Here is a 12,703-nt window from a genome sequence, read left to right as displayed (position 1 = left end):
TTCCAGCGAATCGCGGAGGTCCTGTGACGGCGACGGCGGTCCCTCCCGTGGCCGGCCCGCGGACGGTGTTGTTCGCCCACCCATCGGTCGAGCTCTACGGTTCCGACCGGATGCTCGTCGATTCGGTGCGCGCCGTCGTGGCCGCCGGTGACCGGGCGGTCGTCGTGCTGCCGGGCGACGGGCCGCTGCGCCCCCTGCTCGAGCGGGCGGGAGCCGAGATCCGGACCTATGACGTCCCGGTCCTGCGCAAGCAGTACCTGCGCCCGGCCCGGGCGCTCGGCCTGGCGGCCAGGATGGCGCGCGCCATCGTCGAGCTCCGTCGGCTGATCCGGCAGGTCGAGCCGGCGGTGGTCTACGTGAACACGCTGACGATCCCGGCCTGGCTGGCCGCCGCCCGGCTGACCCGCCGGACCTGCCTGGTCCATGTGCACGAGGCGGAGCAGACCGGACGGCTCGTCGGGCTCGCGCTGACCGCCCCGCTACGGCTGGCCCGGATCGTCGTGGTCAACAGCTCCGCCGCCTCGGCGGCCCTGGTGGCCTCCATGCCGGGCCTGGCGGCCAGGATCGAGCTCGTCTACAACGGGGTGGCGGCGCCGGCGAGGACCGAGCCGATGCGCACACGCCCCGGCGCGCCCGCCCGGCTGGTGCTGGTCGGCCGGCTTTCCCCGCGCAAGGGCAGCGACGTCGCGGTCAAGGCCGTCCAGCGGCTGCGCGCGGACGGCCGGGATGTGCGGCTGGACCTGGTTGGCAGCACGTTCGACGGCTACGAGTGGTTCGAGAAGGAGCTGCGGATCCTCGCCGACGAGCCGCCGCTTTCAGGCCGGGTGAACTTCCACGGCTTCCAGGCCGACGCCGAGAGCTTCTTCCGCACAGCCGACCTCGTCCTGGTGCCTTCCCGGGTCGAGCCGTTCGGCAACGTCGCGGTCGAGGCCCTGCTCGCCGGACGGCCGGTCATCGCGAGCGCGACGCAGGGGCTCGTCGAGATCATCGACGACGGACGGACCGGGCTGCTCGTCGCCCCGGACGATCCCGAGGCGCTGGCCGCCGCGATCGCCCGCCTGCTGGACGACTGGCCGCTCGCCACCCGGCTCGCGGCGGCCGGCCAGGCCGAGGCGGCCGAACGGTTCGGAATCGAGCAGTACCAAACCAGGATCGCCGCGGTCGTCGACGGTCTGGCGGCCACGCGCTGAGCCAGCCGCCCGCGCTCCGGTTCGGCGAGCGGGCGTGGAGCGGGAGCGCGAGCGGCCAGCGTCGTCAGCGCGTGGTCAGGTGGCGGTGGACCGCGTAGCCGCCACCGGCCGCGACCACCGTCGCGAGCGCGGCCGCGCCGCCGATCGCCCACGGCGCCACCCCGTCACCGCCGCCCTCCGCCTGGGCCGCGGCTGGTTCATGGGGCCGCGCCGGACGGCGCAGGGTGACCCGGTCGAGGACCGTGCCGTCGGCTCCGACCGCCCGCAGCTTCATCGTCGTCTCCCCGCCGGCGGCCGGGCCGGGAGCGACCTCGGCGATGAGCACCGAGTACTGGTCCGCCCCCGTCGGCATCGACCAGTCCACGGCCTCGGAGTACGGCCGCCCGTCCGACTGCCAGATCGTGCTGCTGCCGCTGACATGCCCGAAGCCGGGGGTACGCGCCGCTCCACCGCCGCCAGCGGTGACGTAGGTCGTGCCGACCGTCGAGTCGACCTCGCCGGCCCCGCCCGCGACCGGCCTCCCGGCGCGCAGCGGCAGGGTCCGCTCGTAGCTGTGGTTGTGGCCGTTGATGACGAGGTCGACCGCGTACCGGTCGAACAGCGGCACCCACAGCTCCCGGACCCCGCCCTCGGAACCGTGGGCGTTGCTCGTGCTGAACGCGCAGTGATGGAAGTAGACGACTATGAAGTCGACTCCCGAGCGGTCCCGCCGGTACCTGGCGAGGATCGCTTCGAGCCAGCGGAGCTGGCTGCCCGCCGAGTAGCCGAAGTTCGCCGGGATCTCGTACGACACGTCGTTGCTGTCGAGCGAGATGAAGCCGACGTTCCCATAGCGGAACGCGTAGGTGGCGGGGCAGCCCGGCGCGCCGCCGGTGGGCACCGCGAGCCGGCCCAGCACCCCGCCATATCCGTGGATGTCGTAGCCGGGCTCCATCTCGTGGTTGCCGACCGCCGGCATCCAGGGCACCTTCGACGCGACCGGGGAGATCTGGTCCAGCCAGCGGTCCCAGCGGCGGATGGAGAATGACTCCGTCAGCAGTCCGCTCCCGCCGGCCGCGTAACACAGATCACCCGCGTGCAGGTGGAAGGCCGGCTTCGCGCCGGCCACCTGGCCGAGGATCGCTACCGCGTCGGCTGTGACGTCCTGGTCGCCGAAGGCGGTGAACGTGAAGGGCGCCGGGCCGTCGGGAGCGGTCGTGAAGGTGCCCTCGGGACCTTCGGCCCCGTCGACCGAGAGCCGGTAACGGTAGGCCGTGGCCGGCGCCAGCGCCGTGAGGTTGGCGTGTCCGTACGACGTCGTGGCCAGATCCACGTTCGCCAGCTCGACCTCGGCGGTGGCACCGAGGTCGGTGGCCTCCCCGGTCTCGGCCACGGGGCCGTAACGGACCAGCGCACGGCCGAACCGCGCCGGGGTCGAGAAGGAGACCGTCATCGCGCGCGCCGGGTCGCCGCCGAACGCGAGGTAACGCGGGCCGACCTGCGCCGGCGTCGTGACCGAGGCCCTGGCGGTACCCGCCAGCAGGGTGGGCCCGGCGACCGCGGCGAGCGCCGAGCCGAGCACGGCCCGCCTGCTCGGACGGCGCCGCCGCAGGTACTCGTGCTGCTCGGCCATGGTCATGTGCCGGGCGAGCCGGTCCGGGATCTCCCCGAAGGGGGTCAGCATGGCGGCTCTGCCGGCGTTCCGGTCCTCACCTGTCGTCCCCCTCGTCCAGCGGCAAGGATCTGCTCACCCCAGCGCGCCAGACGCCAGGAAAGCCGTCACCGTCGGGAAGTACATGCAGCTCGATGAGCACCAGTACACCCGGCCCCCGGCGGCGGGCTGGAAGGTGTTGGAGACGAAACGCCCGATCATGTCCGGTGCGGTCACCTGCGCCGTCCTGTTCGTTTCCAGCAGCACGTCGTCGGTCCCGCCGGCACCGACGAAGCTGTTGCCGGTGACCGTGACCTGACGGGTGTCCCAGGTCAGCCCGTTCTGCTCGGAGTACTTCTCGACGCTCGGGCTGCGCGGGTCGTCGTACACGCCGAGATCGATGCCGTTGTCGGTGAAATGGTTTCCGTTCACCGTGACCCGGTCCGATCCGGCGATCTTCAGGCCCCTGCCGTTACGGGTGATGGTGTTGCCGTCGAAGACGGCGTTCGTCGAGAGCTCGTAGAACATGCCGTTGCCGGTGTTCCCGGACACCAGGTTGCCGGTCACGGTCGCGTCGATGCACCCGAGGTCGCACCAGACGCCGGCGCCGTCGTTGTTCGAGAACGAGTTTCCCTTGACCGTGAGCCCCCGCGTGCGGGTGATCTTGAGCCCCGCGATGACACAGACCGCCCCGCAGGTCGTCGTGGCGAAGCCAGCCGTGTTGTTCAGGTCGAACCTGTTGCCGGTGACGACCAGGCCGTCGGCCCGGTTGGCGACCATCCCGCGCAGACCGTTTCGGATGACGACGTTGCCGGTCACGACCGCGCCCGGCCGGGTCACGGCCAGGGCCGTCCCGGCGACATCGGTGAGGACATTGCCGGTGAACCTGACGCCGGGGGCGTTGAGAATGACGGCGGCGAGCTGCTGCGACTCGATCCAGACCGGGGCGTAGCCGCGGACACCTATTCCGCGTACGACGCTCCCGCTGGCGCCCCCGTCGAACTGGATGGCCTTCCAGCGGACCGAAATCTGGACCGTCACGCCCGCCGGGTCGGTACCGATCACGACCGTGCCGTCGTCCATGACGTAGAACGAGCCGGAGTCCAGCTGCGCGTCCCCGGCCACTTCCTTCAGCGCCTTGCCGTTGACGAAGACCTGGTTCGGGCTGCCGGCGAGTGGGCGGGCGGGGTCGACCGCCTTCTCGTAGTAGCAGGTCCGGCAGAGGGTGCTCCGGAACGTCGCCGTGGCCCAGCCGTCGGGCAGCGGCGCCCAGTCCTTGACGATGTCGGCCCCGTTGAGCCAGGCCTGTTCGCGCTGGTAGGGCTGAATCGTCACCGGCTTGGTCACGCTGGCGACCGTCTCGCGGTAGTCCCCGCCGCGCAGGACCACGGTGCCGCCAGGGGGCGCCTTCGCGAGGGCGGCCGCGACGGTCCGCAACGGCTGCTCCAGGGTTCCCGGCGCGTCGTCCGAGCCCGCCGGCGCGGCGAACACGGCACCGGCCGGCGCCGGATAGCCGGCGGCGCCGGGCACCAGTGAGGCCGGCGGAACCTGGGCGGGGACCTCGCCTGACGGCGTCGTCCCCGGCGTCGTCGCGGTGGGAGGCGCGGCGGAGGCCGGCGGCGTTCCGGCGGCGCCGGTCGTCGGGCCAGTGGGATGGGGCGTTCCTGGACCAGCACCGGTGGACTGCGTGGATCCGGTCCCTGAGGGGGCCCCCGGCTTGCATCCGGTCAGCGCCCCCGCCACGAGTGCCGAGATCACGACAATCAGCGGGAAGAACCTCGTAGCGCGATGAACTTTCGCTCCGACAACGCGCACGCAATCCCCTTGCATCCGCCCCCCGACGTGGCAGGGCTACGATACGCGACCACGGGCGAACTGCCGCTAACAGGGAGCGAATCGACCGTAGACGTAACCAAAATATAACACACAGTGACGCGAAACTGGGAATCCGGGATCCGGAAACCCCGGTATCCAGCAGGCATCATGACCGTGCCACGGGTATGACGGCGGGGCACGACGGGGGGCATGAGAACAGTGAACCGGCGCGCGACATCCACTCAAGACGACGGCGGGCCGGGCAGGCCGCGGGCATCCGGGAAGGGCGGCCCGACCTCGCCCAGCTCCACAGCCATCTCCGGTGCCACGGGCACGGCCATATTCCGGGTGAACCGGTCCCGGGTGAAGCACCATGGTGTCGCCAGCTGGCTTGTTGTCCCTCCTGTCGCGCTGGCGCTCGTTCTCACCGTCGTCGGCTGCGACAGCGACAATGACCCGTACAAGGACCAGGGACCGTTTCCGACGGCCCTGGCGCCGGTGCCCGCGGGCACCGCCGCGACCGCCAGCCCGTTGCCGATCACCGCGGCGGTCGACTTCGGCAACAAGGTGACGGTGTCCGTCCCCGGCACGCGGTCCATCCGCTCGGGCGGCACCGGCCCAGGCGAGCTGGCCAACAAGCCGGCCGTGGCGTTCACCATCGAGCTGCGCAACGACTCCGGACACACCATCGACCTGGGCCCGGTCACCGTCACCGTGTCCTACGGGGCGACGTCCACGCCGGCGACCGCCGATTCCGGCCCCGAGAACAAACCGATGCGCGGGACGCTGAAATCGGGGGCGGCGGCGAGCGGCGTCTACGTCTTCCTCATCCCCGAGGACCAGCGGGAGAACGTCGCGACCGTCATCAGTTACGACGCGTCCCAGCCCGCTGTGGTCCTTACGGGCCACGTCGGCTGATCGGACCTCGTCTGCCGGGCAGCACCCGCCACCGCCCGATCGGGCCATTTCTGCCGCGCGGGCCATACGGCGGAACGCCCGCCTGCGCAATAGTGTCGAAACGGACGAAATCCCGACCTCGACCGCCGCGTTTTCCAGAATTCCGGGAAGAACCGCGCCCCCGGCGATAGCGCGCGGCGGCGGCCCCGTCGTGCCCTGTCGACAGGACACAATGCCCCAGCTCGGGCAGATTCGTACCATCTGCCCGTCACCTGTTGGTCAGCCGGTTGTCACCGCCCATGGCCCGTTCCGTCCCGCTGTGGCACACTGCCCCGACAACGGGGGTAGCAGGGGGTCGCCTCCGGTCGTGTGCGGTCACCAGGAGTGGTCGCCAGGAGGCGAGCCAGTGACGTGGCCCCCGTGGGAAGCGTTGAACGCACCTTGGGGGAGAGAAAACCATGCGGGGTCGAGCTACCCGTGCGGCCAGACGTGCCATCGCCGCCCTGTCGGCGAGCACGCTGGTCGCGGTGGGCGCCGCTGTCGTCCTGGCGGCGGCACCACCAGCGCGCGCGGACACCGCGCCGCCTAATCCAGGCACGCCGGAGACGGTGAGTGCCGACGCGCTGCCGACGGTCCAGATCAACGGCGTCGTGTGGGCACAGGTCACCGTTGGCAACACGGTGTATGCGACGGGTAGCTTCACCTCGGCCCGGCCCGCCGGCTCGCCCGCCGGCAGCAACGAGACCGCGCGGGCGAACCTGCTGGCCTACGACATCACCACCGGCAACCTGATCACGAGCTTCAACCACACGCTCAACGCGCAGGGGCGCGCGATCACCGCCTCACCGGACGGCACCCGGGTCTACGTGGTCGGCGACTTCACCACCGTCGACGGGCAGACGCACAACCGCGTCGCCGCCTTCAACACCGCCGACGGCTCGCTGGTGAACAGCTTCACGGGCGGCACCGCGGCGTCCGCGCGCGCGGTGACCGCGACGAACTCGACCGTCTACGTCGGCGGCATCTTCGCTTCGGCGATGGGGAACTCCCGCGCGCGACTGGCCGCCTACTCGGCCACCAACGGCGCGCTGCTGAACTGGGCGCCCACCGCGGACGACAACCAGGTCACCGCGCTCGTGCTCACGCCGGACAAGTCGCTCGTCATCGTCGGTGGCCAGTTCAGCACCCTCAACGGCGTGCCGGCGAAGGGCCTGGGCGCCATCGACGCGACCACCGGTGCCACCGTGCCCTGGGCCGCCAACCAGCTCCTCCAGAACTCGGGGAACGACGCCGGATTCAACAGCCTGTACACCGACGGCACCAACATCTACGGCACCGGCTGGGTGTTCGGCCCCGGCGGCAACCTCGAGGGTGTCTTCGCCGCCTCCCCCAACACGGGCAACCTCGTCTGGGTCGAGGACTGCCACGGCGACTCCTACGGAACCTTCGCGCTCGGCGACTCGGTGTACACGGTCAGCCATGAGCACTTCTGTGGCAACATCGGCGCCTGGCCGCAGACCGATCCCTGGACCTTCCACCGCGCGACCGCGTTCACGAAGGCGGCGACCGGGACGGTCCAGCACAACTCGGTCGGCGGCTACTACGACTTCTTCGGCAACCCGAGCCCGACCCAGCTCGACTGGTACCCCACGCTGCCGGCCGGCACCTACACCGGGCAGAGCCAGGCCGCCTGGTCGATCACCGGTAACGGGAGCTACATCTCCCTAGGCGGCGAGTTCCCGTCCGTGAACGGGACCGCGCAGCAGGGCCTCGTGCGCTTCGCCGTGAAGAACCTCGCCCCGAACCACGTCGGCCCGCAGTACTCGACCAGCCTGCAGCCGAACGTCGTCTCGCTGGCGGCCGGCACCGCCCGGGTCGCCTGGACGCCCACCTGGGACCCGGACAACGAGGCGTTGACCTACAAGGTCGTCCGGGACGGCAACACCGCCAACCCCGTGTACACCACGACCGTCAACTCGACCTTCTGGCAGCTCAAACCGACCGGCTTCGTCGACACCGGCCTGGCACCCGGCAGCTCACATACGTACAAGGTCTATGTCTACGACCCGTACAACAACACGACCAACGGACCGACGAGCGCGGCGGTGACCATCTCCTCGGCGACGGCCGGTCAGTACGTCCAGGACGTACAGGGGGATGGAGCCAGCGACTACTGGCGCCTTGGTGAGCCATCCGGAACCGCGGTGTACGACTGGGCCGGGTTCAGCGACCTCACGGCGGGCAGCACGGTGACCCGCGGCGCGGCGGGCGCGATCGGCGGCGACGCGAACACCGCGTCCACCTTCGACGGCAGCGCGACGGGCACAGCCGCGCAGAGCACGACGCAGCCGGGACCGAACACCTTCACCGCCGAGGCGTGGGTCAAGACGACCTCGACCAGCGGCGGCAAGGTCATCGGCTTCGGCGACCGGAACACCGGAACGTCGTCGAGCTACGACCGCCACGTCTACATGGACAACGCCGGGCACTTCATCTTCGGCGTCTACCCGAACGCCGTTCGGACGGTGTCCAGCCCGGGCACCTACAACGACGGGCAGTGGCACCACGTGGTCGCCACGCTGTCGAGCGGCGGAATGGTTCTCTACGTCGACGGCAAGCGGGTGGGCCGGGACACCGGAACGACCTCTGGCCAGCCGTATGCCGGCTACTGGCGTATCGGCGGCGACAACCTGGGCAGCTGGCCGTCGCGACCGAGCAGCGACTTCCTGAACGGCTCGATCGACGACGTCGCCGTCTACCCGACCGCGCTGACCTCGACCCAGGTCCAGAAGCACTACGTCGACGCGGGCTACACGCTCAACATCCCGCAGGCCCCGGCGGACGCCTACGGCGCGAGCATCTACGGCGCGGGTCCCGACCTGTACTGGCGGCTGGACGACGCGTCGGGCCCGACGGCCGCGGACGCCTCGCCGAACGGCTCTGCCGGCACCTACAGCGGCGGGGTGACCTACAACGTCCCGAGCACGGTGACCGGGGCGAGCGGGAAGGGCGTCACGCTCAACGGTTCCAACGGCCTGATCGTGAGCAACACTCCGGTGACCAACCCCACCGTGTACTCCGAGGAGCTGTGGTTCAAGACCGCGACCACCTCGGGTGGCAAGCTGATCGGCTTTGGTGACGCGGTCAGCGGCAACAGCAGCAACTACGACCGGCACGTCTGGATGCTGAACTCGGGCCAGCTCGAGTTCGGGGTGTGGACGGGCCAGACCAACACCATCACCTCGCCGACCAGCTACAACAACGGCCAGTGGCACCATCTGGTCGCCACCCAAAGCGGCGCGGGCATGAAGCTCTATGTCGACGGCACCCTGGTCGGCACCAATCCCCAGACCCAGGCGCAGGGCTACACCGGCCGCTGGCGAGTCGGCGGCGACAACACCTGGGGCGGCGCCAGCAGCAACTACTTCGCCGGCACAGTCGACGAGGTGGCGGTCTACTCCGCCGAGCTCACCGCGAACCAGGTGGCGGCGCACTACTCGCTTGGGAGTGGGGTGAACACGGCGCCGACCGCCGCGTTCACGCAGACCTGCACGGGCCTGGCCTGCACCTTCGACGGTTCCGGCTCGTCGGACCCGGACGGGACCGTGGCCAGCTACGCGTGGGACTTCGGTGACGGGACCACGGGCACCGGCTCCACCCCGTCACACACCTACGCGGCCGCCGGCGACCGGACGGTGACCCTGACGGTGACCGACAACCTCGGCGCGACCGGCACCGTGACCCACACGGTCTCGCCGACACAGCCGACGAACGGGGCTCCGACGGCTAGCTTCACGTCGAGCGGCGGCGAGCTCGCCCTCTCGTTCGACGGCTCCGGCTCGTCGGACCCGGACGGCACCGTGGCCAGCTACGCCTGGAACTTCGGTGACGGAACCACGGGCACCGGCTCCACCCCGTCACACACCTACGCCGCCGCGGGCGACTACACGGTGGCCCTGACGGTGACCGACAACCTTGGCGCGACCGGCACCGTCACCCAGGTCGTCGCGCCACGGCCACCCGCCAACCCATCGCCGTCGCCGTTCGCCCTCGACGCGTTCAACCGGACCGTCACGGGCAACAGCGTCGGGACGGCCGACACGGGCGGGGCGTGGACGAACTACTTCGGCGCCGGTCCACGGACCGTCTCCGCCGGGGTGGCCTCGTTCGCGACGGCGACCACGGGCTCCCAGACGGGTGCCTACCTCGGCGGCGTCTCGAAGACGGACAGCGACACGACGGTGACCGTCACGACGGACAAGGTGGGTACCGGCAACGGCGTCTACATCTACACCGTCGGCCGGCGGACGGCGTCGAACAACGAGTACCGCGGCCGGATCCGGCTGACCTCGTCGAACACCGTCGCCGTGGCGATCACCGGGCTGCTGAACTCCTCGACCGAGGCGACGCTGGCGACCGAGGTCAGCCTGGCGGGTGTCACCTACACGCCGGGCCTGCAGCTGAAGGTGCGTCTCCAGGTGGTCGGGACGTCTCCGACGACGCTGCGGCTGAAGGTGTGGCCGGCGAGCGTCGCCGAACCCGGGACCTGGACGCGGACGGCGACCGACAGCACCGCGACCCTCCAGGCCGCGGGCTCGGTCGGCCTGAGCTCGTTCCTGTCCGGGTCGGCGACCAACGCCCCGGTGGTGACGCAGTTCAGCGCCTTCGCGTCGGCGCCGACGGCCGGGGCGCCGACCGCGTCCTTCACCACCTCGTGCACCGCCCTGGCGTGCTCGGCGGACGCCTCGGCCTCGACCGACCCGAACAACGCCATCAGCTCGTACACCTGGAGTTGGGCCGACGGGACGGTCACGACCGGGGTCACGTCGAACCACACGTTCGCCGCGGCCGGGACATATCGGATAACCCTGACCGTGACGAACACCTTCGGCTGGACCGACGTCACGACCAGGACGGTCACCGTCCCATGACGAATTAGCCACCACTAGCCATCGAAGTGGCCCGAAGCGGCCCGAGATGGCCCGAGATGGCCCGACAAACCGTGGGCTCCACCGCTCGGTCGAGCGGTGGAGCCCACGGGCGTTTGAAATGGATGCAGGTCCGCCCGCGCGGGCGCTTCGAGGGCCGCGACCGGCTTTGTTGGCGACCAGTCAAAGATGCCAGGCAGTGTGATTCGTTCACCGCCCTGGGCCGGATGTCAGTGAACTGAGGCTCGCGACACAGGCGCGACGAGCCCACGACCGCAATCGCCGGGAACATGTCGACCGCATGACCGCTGCGTATAGTTTGGGAAAAATACCAGGCCAGGATGTGTTCATCGGCAAAATAGGTGACGGACCCGTGACCGTCCGTTGGCGGGTCGGCACGTCGCAGCGCGGTACGGGCGGCCCGCACAACCCCCCAAACTCACCAGGATCGCCCATCGGGCATGCCATGAACGTGGAGTGTCTAGACCATGACTCGCGCGTTGATTTAAGGTAGCCTTCAGTCCGACAACAGCCGACATCAGACCCAGCTGACGGGCACATGATCATTTCATGATCCAACCGTGAACAGCTGGCGAGCCACGGCCGTCGACCGGCGGCGGCCATTCACCTGGCCAGCGGGTATCGACGGTCCGCGGCGCAATGCCGGAAAACCGGCGCCAGGAACGACGACCGCGCGCGGCTGCCACCGAGCGCGGCGCTAGATTCAGCGGGGGCTGGCGTGCATATAGCTTTGATGGGCACTCGAGGCGTGCCCGCGAACTATGGCGGGTTCGAGACCGCTGTCGAGGAAGTGGGCCACCGCCTCGTCAAGCTCGGCCACGAGGTCACGGTCTACTGCCGTTCCGGGGGCGCCCAGGAGTACCTCGGAATGCGCCGGGTTCAGGTCCCGGCGATGCGCAGGCGATCACTCGAAACGCTCTCGCACACCGGCTTCAGCTGCCTGCACGCATTGCGGCACAAACCGGACGTCGCCCTCGTCTTCAACGCGGCCAACGCTCCGCTGCTCCCGCTGCTCAAGCTGCGGCGGATCCCCACGGCCGTGCACGTCGACGGCCTGGAGTGGAAGCGCGGGAAGTGGGCCGGCGCGGGACGCAGGTACTACCTGGCCGCCGAGGCGCTCTCGGTCGCGTGGGCGCAGTACCTCATCGCGGACTGCGTCGCGATCGCCGACTACTACCGGTGGAAGTTCCAGGTCGAGTCGACCGTGCTGACCTACGGCGCGCCCCTGCTCGACGAGCCGGCTGCCCATCGCCTGGCCGAGGTCGGCCTGCGGCCGGGGGAGTTCCACCTGGTGGTCGCGCGCCTGGAGCCCGAGAACAACATCGACCTCATCGCCCAGGCCTACCGGAACAGCTCCTGCCGGTACCCGCTGGTGATCGTCGGCGGCAACCCCTACCCGACGGACTACACCCGGGGCCTGATGGCGTCGTTCCAGGACGAGGACCAGATCAGGCCGCTCGGCGGGGTCTATGACCAGGAGCTGCTCAACGCCCTGTACCAGACCAGCCGGACCTACAGCCATGGTCACAGCGTCGGCGGCACGAACCCGTCGCTGCTGCGCGCGATGGGAGGGCGGGCGACCGTCCTCGCGATCGGCAACCGGTTCAACCGCGAGGTGCTCGGCGACGCGGGATTCTTCTGGGAGGACGCCGACCAGCTGACCGAGCTGCTCGAGTTGACCGAACGGGACGCCTCGATCGGGCCGCTGTATGGCGACAAGGCCCGCGCCCGCGCCGCGCGCGAGTTCGACTGGGACGACGTGGCGGCGGGCTACGAGCGGCTCTGCCTACGGCTGGCCGAACGCAAGCCGCCGAAGCGCCCCGGCCTGATCACGTCACTGCGCCGTTCCTCCGACGTGCGTGGGATCGAGTGGGTGCCCACGGCCCTGGTGCCGCCCCCGCGGCACGACGAGACCCCGGCCGCCGACGTGCCGTCGAGCGCCCCCGGACAGTCCGGACCCGACACGCGACCGGTCGAGCCCCGGTCGACCGAGCCCCGGATGACGGAACCGCGGTTGACCGAACCGCGGATGGTCGAACCGCTGGCGGAGGAGCCGGCACCGGACCAGCAGCCCATCGCCTCCTGACGGCCGGTGCCGCGCTGCCCATGACCTGCCAATACCCTCAGCCGTTTCCGACGAAGTGAGTGGACGGACGTGATGAACGGAGCGCGCCCACACCCGACGGGCACGGCGGTCATAACAGACACGAAGGTGCTCGGGA

The 12,703-nt window shown here is 70.4% G+C and carries 6 protein-coding genes; 4 read left to right on the top strand and 2 right to left on the bottom strand.

All coding sequences use genetic code 11. The annotated features are described in order from the left end of the window. Window positions 1-23 precede the first annotated feature (23 nt). On the top strand, window positions 24-1,190 hold the full coding sequence (locus FRCN3DRAFT_RS0207100; RefSeq protein ID WP_007511126.1) for a glycosyltransferase: 1,167 nt from the start codon (window positions 24-26) through the stop codon (window positions 1,188-1,190). A gap of 64 nt (window positions 1,191-1,254) precedes the next feature. On the opposite strand, the gene FRCN3DRAFT_RS43080 is transcribed toward FRCN3DRAFT_RS0207100, so the two are convergent. Next, on the bottom strand, window positions 1,255-2,853 hold the full coding sequence (locus FRCN3DRAFT_RS43080; RefSeq protein ID WP_007511128.1) for a metallophosphoesterase: 1,599 nt from the start codon (window positions 2,851-2,853) through the stop codon (window positions 1,255-1,257). Window positions 2,854-2,916: 63 nt separating this feature from the next. After that, complete coding sequence (locus FRCN3DRAFT_RS43075) at window positions 2,917-4,350, bottom strand: right-handed parallel beta-helix repeat-containing protein (RefSeq protein ID WP_051466170.1); 1,434 nt, start codon at window positions 4,348-4,350, stop codon at window positions 2,917-2,919. A gap of 648 nt (window positions 4,351-4,998) precedes the next feature. On the opposite strand from FRCN3DRAFT_RS43075, the gene FRCN3DRAFT_RS0207085 reads away from it, so the two are divergent. From FRCN3DRAFT_RS0207085 to FRCN3DRAFT_RS43065, 3 genes are all read left to right on the top strand, one after another. Next, complete coding sequence (locus FRCN3DRAFT_RS0207085; RefSeq protein ID WP_232793953.1) at window positions 4,999-5,553, top strand: hypothetical protein; 555 nt, start codon at window positions 4,999-5,001, stop codon at window positions 5,551-5,553. A gap of 437 nt (window positions 5,554-5,990) precedes the next feature. Next, window positions 5,991-10,463: a PKD domain-containing protein gene (locus tag FRCN3DRAFT_RS43070; RefSeq protein ID WP_007511134.1), complete on the top strand. Its 4,473-nt coding sequence runs from the start codon at window positions 5,991-5,993 to the stop codon at window positions 10,461-10,463. A gap of 751 nt (window positions 10,464-11,214) precedes the next feature. Next, window positions 11,215-12,567 carry a DUF1972 domain-containing protein gene (locus FRCN3DRAFT_RS43065; protein WP_232793952.1) on the top strand — a complete coding sequence of 451 codons (1,353 nt, stop codon included), beginning with the start codon at window positions 11,215-11,217 and terminating at the stop codon, window positions 12,565-12,567. Window positions 12,568-12,703: the final 136 nt, after the last annotated feature.

Source organism: Pseudofrankia saprophytica (genome assembly GCF_000235425.2).
Classification (GTDB): domain Bacteria; phylum Actinomycetota; class Actinomycetes; order Frankiales; family Frankiaceae; genus Pseudofrankia; species Pseudofrankia saprophytica.
This window is presented reverse-complemented; position numbering and strand designations above follow the sequence as displayed.

Coding starts and splice junctions, on each gene's coding strand:
- FRCN3DRAFT_RS43080 (WP_007511128.1), bottom strand. CDS start 2,853: ATGCTGACCCCCTTCGGGGAGATCCCGGACCGGCTCGCCCGGCACATG.
- FRCN3DRAFT_RS43070 (WP_007511134.1), top strand. CDS start 5,991: ATGCGGGGTCGAGCTACCCGTGCGGCCAGACGTGCCATCGCCGCCCTG.
- FRCN3DRAFT_RS43065 (WP_232793952.1), top strand. CDS start 11,215: ATGGGCACTCGAGGCGTGCCCGCGAACTATGGCGGGTTCGAGACCGCT.